This window comes from Aquamicrobium sp. (genome assembly GCF_023954335.1).
Classification (GTDB): domain Bacteria; phylum Pseudomonadota; class Alphaproteobacteria; order Rhizobiales; family Rhizobiaceae; genus Aerobium.
Genome location: NZ_JAMLIE010000002.1, coordinates 504,740 through 521,467, shown reverse-complemented (window position 1 = coordinate 521,467; position 16,728 = coordinate 504,740). Strand labels below are relative to the sequence as shown.

General features: G+C 68.0%; 19 protein-coding genes. 8 read left to right on the top strand and 11 right to left on the bottom strand.

What is annotated here, in order from left to right; all coding sequences use genetic code 11:
- Positions 1–9: 9 nt before the first annotated feature.
- From M9945_RS15165 to M9945_RS15155, 3 genes are all read right to left on the bottom strand, one after another.
- On the bottom strand, positions 10–195 hold the full coding sequence (locus M9945_RS15165) for a hypothetical protein (RefSeq protein ID WP_367945278.1): 186 nt from the start codon (positions 193–195) through the stop codon (positions 10–12).
- Positions 196–331: 136 nt separating this feature from the next.
- Positions 332–811 carry an SRPBCC domain-containing protein gene (locus M9945_RS15160; protein ID WP_367945277.1) on the bottom strand — a complete coding sequence of 160 codons (480 nt, stop codon included), beginning with the start codon at positions 809–811 and terminating at the stop codon, positions 332–334.
- An 82-nt stretch (positions 812–893) separates the two neighbouring features.
- Positions 894–2,267, bottom strand: a complete 1,374-nt coding sequence (locus tag M9945_RS15155; protein WP_367945276.1) for a serine hydrolase domain-containing protein — start codon at positions 2,265–2,267, stop codon at positions 894–896.
- A 166-nt stretch (positions 2,268–2,433) separates the two neighbouring features.
- Here M9945_RS15155 and M9945_RS15150 point away from each other — a divergent pair, with 166 nt between their 5' ends.
- A complete protein-coding gene (locus M9945_RS15150) occupies positions 2,434–3,279 on the top strand; it encodes a GH25 family lysozyme (RefSeq protein WP_367945275.1) in 846 nt (281 codons plus the stop codon).
- A 74-nt stretch (positions 3,280–3,353) separates the two neighbouring features.
- On the top strand, positions 3,354–4,526 hold the full coding sequence (locus M9945_RS15145) for a lytic murein transglycosylase (RefSeq protein WP_367945274.1): 1,173 nt from the start codon (positions 3,354–3,356) through the stop codon (positions 4,524–4,526).
- Positions 4,527–4,706: 180 nt separating this feature from the next.
- On the opposite strand, the gene M9945_RS15140 is transcribed toward M9945_RS15145, so the two are convergent.
- The 3 genes from M9945_RS15140 to M9945_RS15130 form a co-directional block, all read right to left on the bottom strand.
- Positions 4,707–5,927, bottom strand: a complete 1,221-nt coding sequence (locus tag M9945_RS15140) for an alanine racemase (RefSeq protein WP_367945273.1) — start codon at positions 5,925–5,927, stop codon at positions 4,707–4,709.
- A gap of 495 nt (positions 5,928–6,422) precedes the next feature.
- Positions 6,423–7,325 carry a methylenetetrahydrofolate reductase [NAD(P)H] gene (gene metF / locus M9945_RS15135; protein ID WP_367945272.1) on the bottom strand — a complete coding sequence of 301 codons (903 nt, stop codon included), beginning with the start codon at positions 7,323–7,325 and terminating at the stop codon, positions 6,423–6,425.
- Positions 7,325–8,338 carry an ArsR/SmtB family transcription factor gene (locus M9945_RS15130; RefSeq protein WP_367945271.1) on the bottom strand — a complete coding sequence of 338 codons (1,014 nt, stop codon included), beginning with the start codon at positions 8,336–8,338 and terminating at the stop codon, positions 7,325–7,327. The genes metF and M9945_RS15130 overlap by 1 nt, the downstream gene beginning before the upstream one ends.
- A gap of 109 nt (positions 8,339–8,447) precedes the next feature.
- Here M9945_RS15130 and tsaA point away from each other — a divergent pair, with 109 nt between their 5' ends.
- Positions 8,448–8,972, top strand: a complete 525-nt coding sequence (tsaA, locus tag M9945_RS15125) for a tRNA (N6-threonylcarbamoyladenosine(37)-N6)-methyltransferase TrmO (RefSeq protein ID WP_367945270.1) — start codon at positions 8,448–8,450, stop codon at positions 8,970–8,972.
- Positions 8,972–9,283 carry a DUF2293 domain-containing protein gene (locus M9945_RS15120; protein WP_367945269.1) on the top strand — a complete coding sequence of 104 codons (312 nt, stop codon included), beginning with the start codon at positions 8,972–8,974 and terminating at the stop codon, positions 9,281–9,283. The genes tsaA and M9945_RS15120 overlap by 1 nt, the downstream gene beginning before the upstream one ends.
- A gap of 187 nt (positions 9,284–9,470) precedes the next feature.
- Here M9945_RS15120 and M9945_RS15115 read toward each other — a convergent pair whose 3' ends face one another.
- The 5 genes from M9945_RS15115 to M9945_RS15095 all read right to left on the bottom strand — a co-directional run bounded on the left by M9945_RS15115 (position 9,471) and on the right by M9945_RS15095 (position 13,959).
- Entirely contained in the window at positions 9,471–10,082 is a 612-nt protein-coding gene (locus M9945_RS15115; RefSeq protein WP_367945268.1) for a molybdenum cofactor sulfurase, read from the bottom strand.
- A 110-nt stretch (positions 10,083–10,192) separates the two neighbouring features.
- Positions 10,193–11,314: a beta-ketoacyl-ACP synthase III gene (locus M9945_RS15110; protein ID WP_367945267.1), complete on the bottom strand. Its 1,122-nt coding sequence runs from the start codon at positions 11,312–11,314 to the stop codon at positions 10,193–10,195.
- A 116-nt stretch (positions 11,315–11,430) separates the two neighbouring features.
- A complete protein-coding gene (locus M9945_RS15105) occupies positions 11,431–11,760 on the bottom strand; it encodes a hypothetical protein (RefSeq protein ID WP_367945266.1) in 330 nt (109 codons plus the stop codon).
- Between the two features lie 29 nt (positions 11,761–11,789).
- Entirely contained in the window at positions 11,790–13,439 is a 1,650-nt protein-coding gene (gene ettA, locus M9945_RS15100; protein WP_367945265.1) for an energy-dependent translational throttle protein EttA, read from the bottom strand.
- An 85-nt stretch (positions 13,440–13,524) separates the two neighbouring features.
- Complete coding sequence (locus tag M9945_RS15095) at positions 13,525–13,959, bottom strand: hypothetical protein (RefSeq protein WP_367945264.1); 435 nt, start codon at positions 13,957–13,959, stop codon at positions 13,525–13,527.
- A gap of 177 nt (positions 13,960–14,136) precedes the next feature.
- On the opposite strand from M9945_RS15095, the gene M9945_RS15090 reads away from it, so the two are divergent.
- The 4 genes from M9945_RS15090 to M9945_RS15075 all read left to right on the top strand — a co-directional run bounded on the left by M9945_RS15090 (position 14,137) and on the right by M9945_RS15075 (position 16,693).
- Complete coding sequence (locus tag M9945_RS15090; RefSeq protein WP_367930933.1) at positions 14,137–14,571, top strand: curlin; 435 nt, start codon at positions 14,137–14,139, stop codon at positions 14,569–14,571.
- An 83-nt stretch (positions 14,572–14,654) separates the two neighbouring features.
- A complete protein-coding gene (csgH, locus tag M9945_RS15085; protein ID WP_367945263.1) occupies positions 14,655–15,044 on the top strand; it encodes a curli-like amyloid fiber formation chaperone CsgH in 390 nt (129 codons plus the stop codon).
- Between the two features lie 176 nt (positions 15,045–15,220).
- Positions 15,221–15,649 carry a curlin gene (locus M9945_RS15080; protein WP_367945262.1) on the top strand — a complete coding sequence of 143 codons (429 nt, stop codon included), beginning with the start codon at positions 15,221–15,223 and terminating at the stop codon, positions 15,647–15,649.
- Positions 15,650–15,739: 90 nt separating this feature from the next.
- Positions 15,740–16,693 carry an alpha/beta fold hydrolase gene (locus tag M9945_RS15075; RefSeq protein ID WP_367945261.1) on the top strand — a complete coding sequence of 318 codons (954 nt, stop codon included), beginning with the start codon at positions 15,740–15,742 and terminating at the stop codon, positions 16,691–16,693.
- The last annotated feature ends 35 nt before the right edge of the window (positions 16,694–16,728 follow it).

Genomic DNA, 16,728 nt, shown 5'->3' with positions numbered 1-16,728 from the left:
GGGGAGAAGCTAGTCGGCAGGCGGCACGGCCGGGGCGGTCGGCTCGGCGGGCGGCGTCGGAGCCGCATTCGGCTCTTCCATCGGCTGCACCTGCTCGGGCGGAGTGGCCTGGGTGGTGGTGCCGTCGGTGTCGCTGCACGCGGCAAGGCCCATCAGCGCGATGCCGGAAACGGAAGCGAGGATCAGCTTGTTCATTCCCTATCTCCTTCATTTGCGACCGCCCCGTTACGGGGCGCGGTCGGGAAGGAAATGCAAGAAAACCGCGCGGGTTTCATAACATTGGATTTCGATACGTTACGGCCCCCGGCGCGTAACGCCGGCAAGGTGACGCTCAGGATCGAGATGCCGCGAGCATCCGTTCCATCCGCTCGTAGCTCCGCTCCATGCCCTCGGCCATGTCGCTTTCCAGCATCGCGTCGCGCGTCTGCCCGTCCGGCAGCGTCATGCGCATGGTGATCCGCGTTCCCTCGCCCTCGGGTACGAAGCGCGTCTCGACATGGTTGTCGGGCGTCGGATCCGGCAGGAACATGCGCTCGACATGGACGATGCGGCTGAACGGCTCCAGCGCCACATATTCGCCGGTCAGGTGAAAGCTGCCGTCCTTCCCGTCCGACCATTCGAAGCGGATGCCGCCGCCCGGCCGCGGGTCGCTGACGCAGACCGGCATCTCCCATCCTTCCGGCCCGAGCATCCAGCGCCGTATCGTGTCGGCCTCGACATGGGCGCGGTAGACCGCCTCGGGCGGCGCCGCGACGAAGCGGGTGACGACGATGTGCCGGTCGTCCTCGGTGGCAAGCTCGAGCCGGGCCATGCGCATAGTCCTCCAGCGTCGCCCCCGTGCCTAGAACCGCGGCGCGGCCGCCATTGTTCCATCCCGGCGGCGGCCGGCGTCTCTACTCATCCTGCTCGCCGTAGAGCGCCGCCAGCGCCGCGACGAGCCGTTGCGGCCGGTAGCCGAGCTTGGACGGGCTGAGGCCGAGCCGCGCGACGACCAGCCCGTGCGAGGGGATGACCGCCACGGTCTGCCCGTCATGGCCGCGCAGCCAGACCGTGTCGTCCGGCAGGCCGAAGCCGGAATCGTCGTCGCCCGGGCCGGCATGCCACAAATGGCCGCGGCCGTATCTGCCGTCCGACGCCGGCGCTTCCTCCCGCATCCAGTCGGTGAAACCCTCGGGCAGGATCTGCTGCCCGGCCCACGCGCCGCCGTTGCGCAGGAACTCGCCGAAGCGCACCCAGTCGCGCGCGGTGGCGTAGAGATAGGACGAGCCGACGAAGGTGCCCGACGCGTCGGTCTCCATCACCGCGCTCGCCATGCCGAGCGGGCCGAAGAGCGCGGTGCGCGGCCAGGCCAGCGCCTCGGCCGGATCGGCGAAGGCGTCCTGCCAGATGCGCGACAGCGCCACCGTCGTGCCCGAGGAATAGTTGAAGGTTTCGCCGCGCCGTCCGGCGAGCGGCTTGTCGGCGGCGAAGCCCGCCATGTCGGATTCGAGATAGAGCATGCGGGTGACGTCGGTGACGTCGCCGTAATCCTCGTTGAATTCGAGCCCGCTCGACATCGCCAGGAGGTCGGCCACCGTGATCGACCCGCGCTCGTCGCCGTTCCAGTTCTCGAACAGCCCGTCCTGATCGATCGACAACTGCCCTTCGCGCACCAGCGTGCCGATGATCGCCGCCGTCACCGTCTTGGTCATCGACCAGCCGAGCAGCGGCGTGTCCGCCTTGAAGCCGTCGCCGTAGCGCTCGCCGACGAGGCGGCCATTGTGCGCGACGACGATGGCGCGCATGCCGGGGCCGGCCATCCCGGCGTCGTCAAGGATCGCGGCCAGCGCCGGGTCCTGCGACGGCTCCACCCGCTCGCCCGCCGGCCACAGCGCCGCCATGTTCGGCGGGCCGGCCTCCGGCACGGCGGGAATGGCCGCAGCCTCCGCGCCATAGGGGACGCTGGTGCAGCCCGCGCCGGAGCGGTAGATCGCCCTGCCTTCGCCGAACAGGCCGAGAAGCTTCGCCGACACCGTGCGCCCGGCTGGGTCGACGTCGACCGAGATATATTCCAGGATCGGGTGGCCCGGCGCCTGCACGTCGAGCGCCAGCACCTCCTGCCCGTCGCGCCAGGCGAGGAACTGGTTGGAGCAGACGATCTTGGCCGAATAGGCGGTCGCCACGCGAATCAGCGCCGGCGGCGAGAAGGTGAGCCAGCCGGCGACGCCGACCGCCAGCACGACGGCCAGCCCAGCCAGCCATTTCAAAAGCTTGCCCAGAACCCGCACGTCGCCCCCGATCCGCGGCCGCCTTCAAATCGCCGCCATTACGTTGCCTTTGCGGCGAGACTTTTGGGCGGCGGCAGCGAAAAATCAATCGGGATCGGTATTCTCTTCCCCGGCGCCCGCGATTCGGCGCGGCCCATGCGCGGCCCCCATGCGCGAAGGAGAACCGATGCGGCGCTCGACCGTCCTTGCCCTCGTCCTGCCCGTTGCCCTCTTTCTGGCGGCCTGCACCCGCGTCGGCTACGACTTCGCCGACGTCGTGCCCGGCCAGCCGCAGCAGACGGCGCAGCCGCAGGTGCTGACCGCGCCCCACTCGCCCACCGCCATCCATCCGCGCTTCGGCGACCGCAAGCCGCACCCGTGGGGCAGCCGCGCGCCCTGGACCTACGCCGTCCACGGCACGGATGTCTCCAAATACCAGCAGAGCGTCGACTGGCAGACGGCGAAGGCGAGCGGCATCTCCTTCGTCTTCATCAAGGCGACCGAGGGCGGCGACCGGCTCGACGACAGGTTCCACCAGCACTGGCGCGAGGCCAAGGCCGCCGGCATCCCGCGCTCGGCCTATCATTTCTACTATTTCTGCCGCCCGGCGAAGGAGCAGGCGGAATGGTTCATCCGCAACGTGCCGCGCGAGGCCGGAACGCTGCCGCACGTGCTCGACATGGAGTGGAACCACAAGTCGCCGAGCTGCAAGCTGCGTCCCCCGCCCGAGACGGTGCGGGCCGAGATGCGCGTCTTCCTCGACATGCTGGAGCGCCATTACGGCAAGCGGCCGATCGTCTACACCACCATCGACTTCTTCGACCGCAACGGCCTGGCCGGCTTCGGCGGCAACGACTGGTGGCTGCGCTCGGTCGCCGCCCATCCCGACGACCTCTACGGCAAGCACCCCTTCCTGTTCTGGCAATATACCGGGACGGGCGAAGTGCCGGGGATCAAGGGCGACGCCGACATCAACGTCTTCAACGGCACGAAGGCGCAATGGCAGACATGGCTGAAACGTCACATCCGGTAACGGTGAATTTATCTCGGCTTTTGCGGCCCGATCCGTCACAATCGCGCCGACAGGACCCCCGCTGGAGACCACGCATGAAACGCTTGCCGCTCGCCCTCGCCGCCACGCTCGCGGCCGCCCTTCCCGCGCTCGCGCAGGAATGCGGCGGCGATTTCGCCGCCTGGAAGGCCGGGATCGGCGAGGAAGCGCGGGCGGCCGGCGTCGGCGAGCGCGGCCTTGCGGCGCTGCGCGGCGCGCAGGTCGACCAGCGGGTGCTGGCGCGCGACCGGGCGCAGGGCGTCTTCACCCAGACCTTCATCGAGTTCTCGGGCCGGATGATCAACCAGTACCGGCTGACCCACGGCGCGGGAAACCTGAAGAAGCACGCCGATGTCTTCGCCCGGGCCGAGCGCGAGTTCGGCGTCCCCGGCCCGGTCATCTCCGCCTTCTGGGCGCTGGAAACCGATTTCGGCGCGGTGCAGGGCGATTTCAACACGCTGAACGCGCTGGTCACGCTGGCGCATGACTGCCGCCGGCCGCATCTGTTCCGGCCGCAGGTGGTGCCGCTGCTGACCCTGATCGACACCGGCGCGCTGCCCGCCGACGTTGAGGGCGCATGGGCGGGTGAGATCGGCCAGACCCAGATGCTGCCGTCCGACATCCTCACCAAGGGCGTCGACGGCGACGGCGACGGCAAGGTCGACGTGCGCCGCTCCGCCCCCGACGTCATCATGACCACCGCCGCCAAGATCCGCTCGCGCGGCTGGCGGCCGGGCGAGCCGTGGATGGAGGAGGTCCGCGTGCCGGGCGAGATGCCGTGGGAGGAGACGGGCCGCCTCAACAAGCTGCCGGTGTCGCAATGGGCCGGGTGGGGCGTGACGACCCGCGACGGCCGCGCGCTCGACACCTCCCGGCCCGAGGCCGGGCTGATGCTGCCGATGGGCCACAAGGGACCGGCCTTCCTCGTCTATCCCAATTTCGACATCTATCTCGAATGGAACCAGTCGATCGTCTACACGCTGACGGCGGCGAACCTCGCCACGCGGCTCGACGGCGCGCCGAAATTCGACCCGCGCAGCCCCGATGAGGGCTTGACCGGCGACGCCATGAAGCTTCTACAGCAGAAGCTCGAAACGCGCGGCCACGACGTCGGCGGCATCGACGGCATCCTCGGCCAGAAGACCCGCGACGCCGTGCGCCTCGAGCAGATCCGCCTCGGCCTGCCCGCCGACGGCTGGCCGACGCCGGCGTTGTTGTCGAATTTGTGAGTGAGTAGTGAGTAGTGAGTAGTGAGTAGTGAGTAGTGAGTAGTGAGTAGTGAGTAGTGAGTAGTGAGTAGTGAGTAGTGAGTAGTGAGTAGCGAAATATAGGAAGATTTAAAAAATCAATCCCATACTCTGATCACTATTCACTATTCACTACTCTCTATTCACTACTCACTCTTCCCTTCACGATCCCATCGTCTCCAGGCTCGCGAACCCTTCCGGCATCCCGCCTTCGTCGAACGGCGTGGTGATCTCGACGAAATCGTCGGGGTAGAAGCCGTTGAAGCGCGTCCGCAGCGACAGCGAATAGGCGCCGATATGGCCGATCTCGATCCAGTCGCCGGTGTCGACGGTCTCGGGCAGCCAGAAAGGGCGCGACAGGATGTCGACCGAATCGCAGGTCGCGCCGCAGACCTTGAACGGAACGATGGTGTCCCGGTCGCCGTTGCGCGAGCGGATCGCCGGATCGGGGATGAACCGGGCTGGCAGCGTGATCTTGCCGGTCCATGAATCCGACAGCGACGCCCAGATGCCGTCATTGATGTAGAGCCGCCGCCCTTTTCGCATGAGCACCCGCACGATCAGCGAGAAGGCGCGCGCGACGATGACGCGACCCGGCTCCGCCACCAGCGGCGTGTCGGCAAAGCCCCATTCGGCGATGTCCTTGCCCAGCCGCGCCATGATCTCGTCGAGCGAGGGCATCTGCGGCTTCTTGCGGTTCGGGTCGTGGCCGTATTCGGCCGGGAAGCCGCCGCCGACGTCGAGCCCGGCGATCTCGACGCCGGCGCGGTTGCGCACCCAGTCGGCCGAGGCCAGCGCCCGCTCGTAGGTGTCCGGGTCCTCGATCTGGCTGCCGACATGGAAGCAGATGCCGACCTTGTATCCGGCCCGCCCCAAGCGGTCGATCAGCTCGACCGCGGCGGCCGGCCCGGCGCCGAACTTCTTCGACAGCTCGTAGGTCGCGCTGCCCTTGGTCTGGATGCGGACGAAGACGGTGATCGTGCCGGGGTCGATGTCGAGCGCGCGCACCACACGGGTCAGTTTGGCGATCTCGTCCTCGTGGTCGACGGCGATGACGCGGATGCCGTATTCCTCCAGCGCCAGCCGGATGTGCGACTGCGCCTTGACCGGATGCATGTAGAGCATCTCCGCGTCGGGGGCGACCGCGCGCACGGCGGCGAACTCGCCCGGCGAGGCGACGTCGAAGGCGGTGACGCCGGCCTCGGCCAGCGTCCTGAGCACCATCGCCTCGCCATTGGTCTTCACCGCATAGGCGGTCTTGCCGGGAAACATCTCCATGAAGCGCCGGCAGTCGTCCTTCAGCACCTGCGGGCGAAAGCAATAGACCGGGTCGTCGGGGCGCAGCGCAAGCGCGGCCTCGCGCGCATTCTCGAATCTCTGCAACGATGCCTCCTCAAATCGATGCGCGAACCCTATCAGGCCGGCGCACCACGAAAAAGAACGCAAATCCGGCAGCGGCCCGGCGTGCGCGCCCTCGCCGCGCTGATTTGCCGCCGATTTTTTTCACAGGCGCAGCGGGTCGGATTTCGCGTGGAAAATCAGAATCCTGACCTTCGGCAGAGCATGGATTTTCCAGAGCCGTGCGGCGTTGCAGCACAAGTTGCGCTTGCCAGCGGCCCAATCCGGCCTAGACTCCATGAAAGTCCGCAGAGGAGATCATGCCAATGGGACTTGCACGACCGATCAACGCATTGATGTTCTGTGCCGCGTTCGCCTTTGTCGGCGCTGTCATTATCGGGGTTCTTCCCTGACATGGGCACGAGCGCCAGTAAGGCGCTCACTTATCCTCAGGCATAACGGACCAGAGGAAGGCCGGGCCAGCCCCGGCCTTCTTCACGAATCGGCCCTTCTTCACGAATAGACCCTGGCTTCCGCGATCTACGCCGCCACGGCCGCCTGCGGGCGCACCCCGATCAGGTGGCAGATGGCGAAGGCGAGGTCGGCCCGGTTCATCGTGTAGAAGTGGAACTCCTCGACGCCGCGCTCGACGAGGTCGAGCACCTGCTCGGCCGCAACCGCCGCCGCGACCAGCGCATGCGTCTGCTGATCGTTCTCCAGCCCGGCGAAGCGCTCGGCCACCCAGGCCGGCACATGCGCGCCGCAGCGGCCGGCGAAGCCGGCGACCTGGCGGAAATTGTGGATAGGCAGGATGCCCGGAACGATCGGGATATAGACCCCGGCCCGGCGCACGCGCTCGACATAGCGCTCGTAGAGGTCGTTGTCGAAGAAGAACTGGGTGATGGCGCGGGTGGCGCCGGCATCGACCTTGCGCTTGAGCATGTCGATGTCGGTGGCGAAATCGGCGCTCTCGGGGTGCTTCTCCGGATAGGCGGAGACCGAGACGTCGAAATCGCCGATGCGGCGGATCGCGGCCGTCAGCTCGGCCCCGTTGGTGTAGCCGTCCGGGTGCGGGCGATAGGCCGCGCCGACCCCGGCGGCGGGATCGCCGCGCAGCGCGACGAAACGGGTGACGCCCATGGCGGCGAAATCGCGGATCACCGCGTCCGCCTCGGCGCGCGTCGCGTCGACGCAGGTCAGGTGCGCGGCCGGCGCGAGGCTCGTCTCGCGCAGGATGCGCCCGACCGTGCGCGCCGTGCGCTCGCGCGTCGAGCCGCCGGCGCCGTAGGTGACGGAGACGTAGCGGGGACCAAGCGGCTCCAGCCGCGTCACCGTCTCCCACAGCCGCTCCTCCATCTCGTCCGTCTTCGGCGGGAAGAACTCGAACGAGACGTTGATCCGGCTGCCGGCGTCGGGGCGGCGGGAAAGGCGGGGATCGGCCATCAGGCGGTCTCCTTCAATTCGGTCTGCAATGTCTGGGGGTCCGCGATCAGCAGCCGGCGGTCGCGGGCCAGCCACAGCTTCACGGTGAGGCCGCCGGCCCCGGCCGGCGCGAAGACGCGGCTCGCCTCGAGGTCGAGGCCCGCTTCCTCCAGCCAATCTTCGATCTGGCGGTCGGAGAAGCCGAGGCGCACATGGGCGTGCTCCTCGCGCAGGAACTCGTGCGCGTGAGGGGCGAAATCGACGATCACCAGCCGCCCCGCGGGCCGCAGCAGCCGCGCCGCTTCGCGGATCGCCACGCCCGGCTCGTCGAGATAATGCAGCACCTGGTGCATGGTCACGAGATCGAAACCGTCGCGCTCGACCGGCGGCGCGTAGATGTCGCCCTGGCGCACCTGCGCATGGGCGACGTCGGCCCGGTCGAGATTGGCGCGCGCCACGGCCAGCATCTCGCGCGACAGGTCGATGCCGACGCCGCGCCGGTAGAGCGGCGCGAAGAGCTCGAGCAGGCGGCCGGTGCCGGTGCCGAGGTCGAGCATCGACTGGAACGGCCGCGTGCCGATCAGCTCCTTCAGCGCCGCCTCGACCGCGCCGTCCGGCGCGTGGAGGGAGCGGATATGGTCCCAGCTCGCGGCGTTGGCGCTGAAATAGTCGGCCGCCCGCTCCTGCCGCTTGCGCTTGACCGCAGCGAGCCGCTCCAGGTCGCGCTCGACCACCGGATCGGCCGGATCGACGCGGCCGATGATGCCGGCGAGGAAATCGCGCTCGGCCTCGCTGTCGGACAGGCGGAAGAACGCCCACGATCCTTCCTGATACCGCTCGACCAGACGCGCCTCCATCAGGAGCTTCAAATGCCGCGAGACGCGCGGCTGCGACTGGGCGAGGATTTCGGTCAGGTCGGTGACGGTGAGATCGCCGCGCGCGAGCAGGAGAAGGATGCGCAGCCGGCTGGATTCGGCCGCGGCCTTCATTGTATCAACCATCACGGTGAGGCCGGTCGAGGGACGTGTCAGCATCCGTTGCTCCAAAACATATAAAGATATATTTATATCGTCCACGCATACGGCGCAAGCGCCATGTCGCTGGAAGACAACAATTCGGCGCAACCGCGCCACGAGGTGAAAGATGAGCGGGCAGGACGACGACGCGACACGGGACGAGGCGCCGCGCGAGGGCGAGATCGCCCTTCCCTTCGACCCGGCCGCGCGCGCGCGCGACGCGGGGCTCGTCTTCATCGGCCGCGTGCGCTCGCCATGGACCAGCCGCGCCGACTGCCCCCGCAACGTCGCGGCGGCGCGCGACAAGGGCCGGGCGGCGAAGGTCGAGATTGCCGCCGACTACCGCGCCGGCCTTTCGGGGCTGGAAGGGGCCACCCATGTCATCGTTCTGACCTGGCTCGACCGGTCGCGGCGCGACCTGATCGTCCAGAAGCCGCGCCATGCGCCGCTGGCGCGCGGCACCTTCGCGCTGCGCTCGCCGGTGAGGCCAAATCCCATCGGCCTGCATATCGTCGGCCTCGCGGGCGTCGACATCGCCGCCGGCATTCTCCATCTCGACGCCATCGACGTCATCGACGGCACGCCCGTCCTCGACATAAAACCCTATTTCCCCGGCACTGACGCGGTGCCCGACGCCGTGGCCGGCAGCTGATGGCGGCGACGACGGGGCGGACCCGCGCCATCGCCCGGGCGCTGACCGCGCTTCTGCCGATGGCGCCCTATGCCGACATCGAGGCGATCCGCGCCGGGGCGGGCGCACGCGACATGCGCGAGATGCCCGCCTCCATCGCCGTCTGGCTCGCCACCATCGCCCATGTCCGCCACGCGCACACCGACTACGACCGGCTGCTGGCCGAAGGCTACGACCGCGACGCTGCCCGCTTCTTCGTCGTCGACGAGATCAACCGGACGTTGACGCGGTGGCGGGCGACACGGCTGCTGGATGGGGAGGAGAGTGAGTAGTGAGTAGTGAGTAGTGAGTAGTGAGTAGTGAGTAGTGAGTAGTGAGTAGTGAGTAGTGAGTAGTGAGTAGTGAGTAGTGAGTAGTGAGTAGAATGGATCGCATCCCTTCGCGAGGGCAATCCCTATTCGCTACTCCCTATTCGCTATTCGCTTTTCCACTACTCACTATTCCCTACTCACTACTCCCTCAATATATCCATTGCTCCGGCACCCGCACCGACACCGCCTCGCCGTTCTCGATGCGGCCCGGCTTTTCCACCCATGCAACGAGGCCGCGCAGGCGCTGGGCCGATTTCGGGAAGGCCAGCGCGCCCGCCTCCGTGTCGGCCATGGCCGCGCGCTCGGCGATCAGGCGGCCGGCGATGCGGCAGGGCTTGTTCTGGCCGTCGACCTTCAGCGTCACCCCGCCGGAGAAGAACAGCAGCGTTCCCGACGGCAGCATCGACAGGCGCGGCACGCCGTCGAGAAGGAGGTTGGCGCCGATCCATTCGGGGCGGATATCGCCAAGCCCCATGCGCCCGGCCACCACGGCGAGCTCGTCCGGCGCGACGATGGAGATCTGGCGCTCGTTGCGCATTTCCGTGCCGCGCGGATACCACGGCTCGCGCCCGCCCGAGCGGCGCGTCGGGCCGGCGTGATAGTCGCCGCCGATGCCGTCGAAGGTAAGGTCGAGCGCCGGGGCGGCGAAGGTCTCGAAACTATTGCCCGGGGCGACGAACGTTCCCGCGACCTTCGCCGCGAGCTTGCGCGCCGGGCGTATCTCGATCTCGTCCTCGCGCATGGGAAATAGCGTCGTCATCGCGGCCCTCGTCCTGCTGAGCGGAGGGAACCCATGCCCGCGCGCGGCGCGCGGGTCCAGTCAAAAACGCTGACGGATCCATTCGCGACCGTGATCGGTCGGCCTCCAGCCTACATCATGCGCAGCAGCGCGCCGCCGATGGAATAGCCCGCGCCGTAGGTGCACAAGAGGCCGTATTCGCCCGCCTTCATGTCGCGATGGTTCTGCGCCAGCGCCACGACCGCGCCGGCGGCGGCGGTGTTGCCCAGCTCCTCCAGCACCATCGGCGCGATGTCGTGGCCGATCTCGCGCCCGAAGGCGAGCTTGAGGATCATCTGGTTCATGCGGGCGTTCGCCTGGTGCAGCCAGAAGCGGCGCACCGTCTGCGGCGTGCGGCCGTGCTCGGCGAGGAAATCGACGATGAAGCGGTGGCTCGCCACCGTCACGTCCTTGAACACCTTGTTGCCCTGCTGCTTGATCAGGTTGCCCTCGGCGCGGATGACGCCGACATCGTCCTGCGCGGCGCGGTTGAGGTAGCCGAAATTCGAGCGGATGTTGTTGGAGAACTGCGTCCAGTTGCGCGTGTCCAGCACCTCGAAGCGGCCCGCCGTCGTCTCACCCTCCTCGGCCGCCTCGATGAGCAGCGCGGTCGCCGCGTCGCCGAAGATGAAATGCGTCTGCCGGTCGCGGAAATTCAGATGCGCGGTGATCAGCTCCGGCGTGACGACGAGGGCGCGGCGATGCGCCCCCGCCCGCACGAGGTTGAACGCCGTGTGGAGGCCGCCCGCCGCCGACGAGCAGCCGAGCGACAGGTCGAACGCCGCGCCCTTCGCGCCGATCGCCTGCTGGATCTCGATGCCGATCGACGGATACATGCGCTGGAGATGCGAGGAGGCGCAGATAACGAGGTCGACGCTCTCGGCCGCGACGCCGGCGTCGTCGAGCGCGGCGCGCGCGGCCGCGGCGCCGAACTCGGCCAGCACCGAAAGCGCGTCGTCGTCGCGCGCGGGGATGCGCGGCGTCATGCGCTCGACGTCGAGGATGCCGTCGCGCGTATGGACATGGCGGCGCTTGATGCCGGAGGCGTGGTAGATGAAATCGGCGCTCGATTTCAGCAGCGGCTCCTCCCCGCGCGCCGCGCGCTTCGGGTTCTCGCTATCGACCCATGCGTTGAAGCAGTCGACCAGCTCCTCGTTGGAAATGGAGGCTTCCGGTATGGAAACGCCGATACCGCTGATGATGACGCGTTTCATGACCCTGTCCCGAACATGCGGCGATGCGCGCGCCAGAGCCGCCGCCCCGCGCGACAGCTAGAATTATGCCGATTGCCTTTACGGCAGATTAACCGTGGCGGCGCGGCGGGGCTTTCCTACCAGGCGCAGATGCGGGTGCTGGTTTGCGGGTTCGACCAGCAGGCGCCGTCGTCGCGCTGGCGCACATAGAGGCCCGGCAGCGCGACGCTGCGGCCGCTGAGGCTGACGAAGCTGGCGGCAAAGCCGGGGCTATCGATCCACAGCGTATAGGTGGGATAGCCGCGCGCGGAAATCTCGAAGCTGCCCTGCCGGTCCAGCCCCTTGAAGTCGCACGGGTAGTAGCCGTCGTCGGTGGTGAAGCAGCGCGCCGGCTTGGCGGAGGCGGGAAGCGCCCCGGCGGCGATGCCCGCCGCCAGGACGAAGGAGAGAACGAAGACCCTGCGCATGGATCGATCCTCCGGACGAAGCGCCGATCCTACCGCGTCAGGCGCTTGTATGTCACGCGCTTGGGGTTCACCGAATCGGGGCCGAGGCGGCGGATCTTGTCGGCTTCGTAGTCCTCGAAGTTGCCCTCGAACCATTCGACATGGCTGTCGCCCTCGAAGGCGAGGATGTGGGTGGCGAGGCGGTCGAGGAACATGCGGTCGTGGCTGATGATGACGGCGCAGCCGGCGAAGTTCTCCAGCGCGTCTTCCAGCGCGGCCAGCGTCTCGGTGTCTAGGTCGTTGGTCGGCTCGTCGAGCAACAGGACGTTGCCGCCGGTCTTAAGCATCTTGGCGAGATGTACGCGGTTGCGTTGGCCGCCCGAGAGGTTGCCGACCTTCTGCTGCTGGTCACCGCCGCGGAAATTGAAGGACGAGCAGTAGGCGCGCGTGTTGGCCTCGTGCTTGCCGAGCTTCACCACCTCGGCGCCGCCGGAAATCTCTTCCCATACGGTCTTGTCGGGGTCGAGCGCGTCGCGGCTCTGGTCGACATAGCCGAGCTTCACCGTCTCGCCGACGCGAACGGTTCCCTTGTCCGGGGTTTCCTGACCGGTGATCATCTTGAACAGCGTCGTCTTGCCCGCGCCGTTCGGCCCGATCACGCCGACGATGCCGCCGGGCGGCAGCTTGAAGGAGAGATCGTCGATCAGGAGCCGCTCGCCGAAACCCTTGGAGATGCCCTCGATCTCGATGACGACGTTGCCGAGGCGCTCACCATGCGGGATGACGATCTGCGTGTCGGTCGGACGGCGGCTGTCGGCCGCGTCCAGAAGGTCCTGGAACGCCTGGATACGCGCCTTCGACTTGGTCTGGCGCGCCTTGGGGCTGGAGGCGATCCACTCGCGCTCGCGGCTGATCGCGCGCTGGCGCGCATCGTCTTCCCGGCCTTCCTGCTTGAGGCGCTTGGCCTTGGCTTCGAGATAGGCCGTGTAGTTGCCTTCGTACGGGATGCCCCGGCCGCGATCCAGCTCGAGAATCCAGCCGGTGACGTTGTCGAGGAAGTAGCGGTCGTGGGTGATGATCATCACCGCGCCCTTGTAGGCGCGCAGGTGCTTTTCCAGCCACGCCGTGGTCTCGGCGTCGAGATGGTTGGTCGGCTCGTCGAGGAGGAGCAGATCCGGCTCGGAAAGCAAGAGCCGGCACAGCGCGACGCGCCGGCGCTCGCCGCCCGACAGCTTGGTGACGTCCGCGTCCTTGGGCGGGCAGGCCAGCGCCTCCATCGCCATCTCGACCTGCTGCTCGAGGTCCCACAGGTTGAGGCGATCCATCTCGTCCTGGAGATGGGCCGATTCGTCCGCCGTCTCGTCGGAATAGTTCATCATCAGCTCGTTGTAGCGCTCGATGATGGCGGTCTTCTTCGCCACGCCTTCCATGACGTTGCCGAAGACGTTGAGAGCGGGGTCGAGTTCGGGCTCCTGCGCGAGATAGCCGACGGTCGCACCCTCGGCGAGCCACGCTTCGCCGCTCCACTCCTTGTCGAGCCCGGCCATGATCTTGAGGATAGTCGACTTGCCGGCGCCGTTGGGGCCGAGAATGCCGATCTTGGCGTCGGGGTAGAAGGAGAGATGGATGTTCTCCAGCACCTTCTTGGCGCCGTAGGCCTTGGTCAGGCCCGACATGTGATAGATGAACTGGCGTGCCATGGCGCGCGAAGACTCCGTTGTTCCTGTCAGGGAAGGAATGGTTGGCGCGTATGTAGGCGATAGCGCCGGGAAGGGCAATCCGTGCCTAGTGCGGCGGAGGCGGCGTCACCGGGGGAGCAGAAGCCGAGGCGGGGGTCCGGGCCGGGGCGGCGGCTTCCGGCGCGGGCGCCGCGCAGTGCTGCGTCCGCATCGCGCCCTCGATGGCGACGATCTCGCCCTTGTGCAGGGCCACCAGCCCCTCCTTGTCGCCGCCGGAGAGCGAGCTGACCGGAACGCCGATGAAGAATACGCCGACGGCGTCGCCGGTCGCGGCCTGCTTCTGCTGCTGCGACACCGCGGCAAGGGCGGCTGCGGAGCGCCGGTGCTCGACGACGAGCTGGTCGCAGGAAAGCCCGGCATAGGCGTTGACCGGCATCGAGATCGGCGCAATCGCGTCGGGGTTCTTCGCGCAGCCCGCCAGAGTGCCGGCCAGCATGCCCGCCAGAACCGGCAGGACGAGGCCAATCCTGTTCGCCTTCATGCCGGCTCCCCTCCCCGGACACCACCCACGCGCCAAGTGAAAGCCTTTGCCGGCGCGCCGTCAAGCACGGGTTAAGATTCCGTGAACGCCTTATGAACGCGGGGTTCAGGACCGGTTCCGGATGGGTGGGCGAGTGTGGGGACGTTGAAACGAACCCCACCCCAAGGAGGAAAGACCATGACCCGCAAGTTCTTCATCACCGCCGCTGCCGCCGCCATCGTCGCCCTCGGCGCCCTGCCGGCTTCCGCCAACAGCGTCTGGCTCGACCAGTACGGCTTCGGCAATTCGGCCGGCGGCGCGCAGTCCGGCACCGGCAACGCCATCGGCGTATTCCAGAACGGCGTCTTCAACGGCGCGGTCAGCCAGCAGCACGGCCACGGCAACGTCTCGGCCATCGGCCAGGACGGCTTCAACAACAGTGCCGACAGCTACCAGCAGGGCAATTTCAATCAGGGCGGCGTCGCCCAGTTCGGATCGAACCACAACTCGATCCTCGTGCAGGACGGCAACGGCAACATCGCCGCCGGCGTCCAGGTCGGCAACGGATGCGACGCCGCGGTGGCGCAGACCGGCAGCGGCAACGTCGCGGCCTTCGTCCAGACCTGCCCGTAACCTTTCCCGGCATCGAGCCCAGCCGCCGGAGAGCCCCCATCTCCGGCGGCTTCGCGCCCCTGAGAAACCACAGGAGAACGACCATGACCGAAAGCACCAAGCATTATTCGATCTGGGCAGCCTCGATGGTCGCCAGCCTCGCCACCGCCTTCGCCGCCGTCGGCGCGGTCAGCGCCAGCCGCGCCGGTGCCGACAGGATGCATTGCGAGATCGTCGCCAGCGCCTCGCGCGGCATCGTCACGCTCGAAGGCCGCGCCGAGGGCGCGGAGGCGCTGTCCGGCTCGTACCGCTTCGAGGTGTCGGGCGCGGGCACGCAGGTCCGGCAGGGCGGCCCGTTCGGCGCGGCGGCCGGCGCCAGCGCCACCCTCGGCTCGGTCCAGCTCGGCGGCAGCGGCCCCTATCACGCCACGCTGGAAATCAACGCCAATGGCGAGACCGTGCAATGCGCGGAATGGACGGGCGGCGCGCTCTGATTCATCGTGTCGAGGACCTTCTCCAAGCCCCGGATTTCCGGGGCTTTTTTCTGTCCGGACATCCACGGTCCGGATTCGTTAACGACCCATGAACGGCAGGTTCCGATCCGGTTCAGGCGCTTCCTGCGAAGCTCTCCTAGTCGAATTCAGCCCACGATCCAGAGAGGAGAACCACCATGACCCGCACCGCCCCTGCCACCGTCAAGTCCTCGCTCAAGGCAGCCGCCCTCGCCGCCGCGCTCGGCATGGCCGCCCTTGCCGCGCCCGCCCATGCCGGCGGCTCGGTCAGCGTCACCGTCACCCCGACCAATGCCGGCGAGGCGCAGGCCATGCGCACCGGCCTTGCGCTCTATTCCATGGTCAACGGCTTCACCGGCGGCTCCGGCATCAAGCAGGTCGGCTTCGGCAACGCCGCCGGCCTCGCCCAGACCGGCGGCGGCAATGTCGGCGTCGTCCACCAGCAGGGCTCCGGCCACACCGGCACGCTGAGCCAGAACGGCAACGGCAACGCCCACGGCCTGTTCCAGTTCGGCAAGAACACCGACAGCCACGTCACCCAGAACGGCAATGGCGACACCGGCGCGACCTTCGTCTTCGGCTTCTGAAGCGCCGCGAAAGCGATCGCAGCGGCCGCGCGGCCTTGACCGCGCGGCCGTTTCGCCGTCACCTTCCGTAGACAGGAAAAGGGGGCGGCCATGGGCTTCGACACCGCGCGCAGGATCGCGTCGCCGACCGGCGCGACGCTCAACCTCTACACCGCGCTGCCGCCGGGCGCGCCGCGCGCCGTGGTCCAGGTCAATCACGGCCTCGCCGAGCACGCCGCCCGCTACGGCCGCTTCGCCCGCTTTCTCGCCGGCCACGGCTTCGCCACCTACGCCCACGACCATCGCGGCCACGGCGCGACCACCGCGCCCGGCGCAACGCTCGGCTCGTTCGGCGGCGGGGCGGACACCGTCATCGCCGACGTCGCCGCCGTCCACGACCTGATCGGCGAAGAGCAGCCGGGCCTGCCTGTCATCGTCTTCGGCCATTCGATGGGCGCGCTGATCGCGCTGAACTTCGTGTTCCGCCATCACGGCCGCATCGCCGGAACCGCGATCTGGAACGGCAATTTCTCGGCCGGCCTCCTCGGCCGGCTGGCGCAGGCCGTGCTGGCGTGGGAGACTTTCCGGCTCGGCTCGGACGTTCCCTCGCGCATCCTGCCGCGGCTGACCTTCCAAGACTGGGCGAGGAAGGTGACGGACGGGCGCACGCCATTCGACTGGCTCTCGCGCGACCACGCGCAAGTCGACGCCTATGTCGCCGACCCGCTCTGCGGCTTCGACGCCTCGGTCGGGATGTGGAAAGGCGTGTTCGAGCTGGTCTTCGCCGGCGCGGACGACCGCAACTTCGCCGGCGTGCCGCGCGGCCTGCCGTTCCACATCGTCGGCGGCGCGAAGGATCCGGCGACGGATTTCGCAAAAGCGACCGAGCATCTGGCCGGCCGCCTGCGCCGGATGGGCTTTTCGAATCCCGTTTCAAGGGTTTACGCTCAGACCCGGCACGAATCCCTCAACGAGTTGAATCGAGACGTCATCATGGAGGATTTCGCCGAATGGGCCGAAGGCGTCGTTGCCGGCGGCGAGGCGGGTCATGACGGGCGCGCATGATCCCATGCCGAGATTTCGGATACCCCGCCGCCGCG

Excerpts from the sequence above, each read along its gene's own strand:
- M9945_RS15105 (WP_367945266.1), bottom strand. The coding sequence starts at position 11,760 with ATGCGCAGGGTCTTCGTTCTCTCCTTCGTCCTGGCGGCGGGCATCGCC.
- metF (WP_367945272.1), bottom strand. The coding sequence starts at position 7,325 with ATGGCCGATCCCCGCCTTTCCCGCCGCCCCGACGCCGGCAGCCGGATC.
- M9945_RS15160 (WP_367945277.1), bottom strand. The coding sequence starts at position 811 with ATGGCCCGGCTCGAGCTTGCCACCGAGGACGACCGGCACATCGTCGTC.
- ettA (WP_367945265.1), bottom strand. The coding sequence starts at position 13,439 with ATGGCACGCCAGTTCATCTATCACATGTCGGGCCTGACCAAGGCCTAC.
- M9945_RS15075 (WP_367945261.1), top strand. The coding sequence starts at position 15,740 with ATGGGCTTCGACACCGCGCGCAGGATCGCGTCGCCGACCGGCGCGACG.
- M9945_RS15080 (WP_367945262.1), top strand. The coding sequence starts at position 15,221 with ATGACCCGCACCGCCCCTGCCACCGTCAAGTCCTCGCTCAAGGCAGCC.
- M9945_RS15095 (WP_367945264.1), bottom strand. The coding sequence starts at position 13,959 with ATGAAGGCGAACAGGATTGGCCTCGTCCTGCCGGTTCTGGCGGGCATG.
- M9945_RS15145 (WP_367945274.1), top strand. The coding sequence starts at position 3,354 with ATGAAACGCTTGCCGCTCGCCCTCGCCGCCACGCTCGCGGCCGCCCTT.
- M9945_RS15110 (WP_367945267.1), bottom strand. The coding sequence starts at position 11,314 with ATGAAACGCGTCATCATCAGCGGTATCGGCGTTTCCATACCGGAAGCC.
- M9945_RS15090 (WP_367930933.1), top strand. The coding sequence starts at position 14,137 with ATGACCCGCAAGTTCTTCATCACCGCCGCTGCCGCCGCCATCGTCGCC.
- M9945_RS15130 (WP_367945271.1), bottom strand. The coding sequence starts at position 8,338 with ATGCTGACACGTCCCTCGACCGGCCTCACCGTGATGGTTGATACAATG.
- csgH (WP_367945263.1), top strand. The coding sequence starts at position 14,655 with ATGACCGAAAGCACCAAGCATTATTCGATCTGGGCAGCCTCGATGGTC.
- M9945_RS15120 (WP_367945269.1), top strand. The coding sequence starts at position 8,972 with ATGGCGGCGACGACGGGGCGGACCCGCGCCATCGCCCGGGCGCTGACC.
- M9945_RS15150 (WP_367945275.1), top strand. The coding sequence starts at position 2,434 with ATGCGGCGCTCGACCGTCCTTGCCCTCGTCCTGCCCGTTGCCCTCTTT.
- M9945_RS15165 (WP_367945278.1), bottom strand. The coding sequence starts at position 195 with ATGAACAAGCTGATCCTCGCTTCCGTTTCCGGCATCGCGCTGATGGGC.
- M9945_RS15115 (WP_367945268.1), bottom strand. The coding sequence starts at position 10,082 with ATGACGACGCTATTTCCCATGCGCGAGGACGAGATCGAGATACGCCCG.
- tsaA (WP_367945270.1), top strand. The coding sequence starts at position 8,448 with ATGAGCGGGCAGGACGACGACGCGACACGGGACGAGGCGCCGCGCGAG.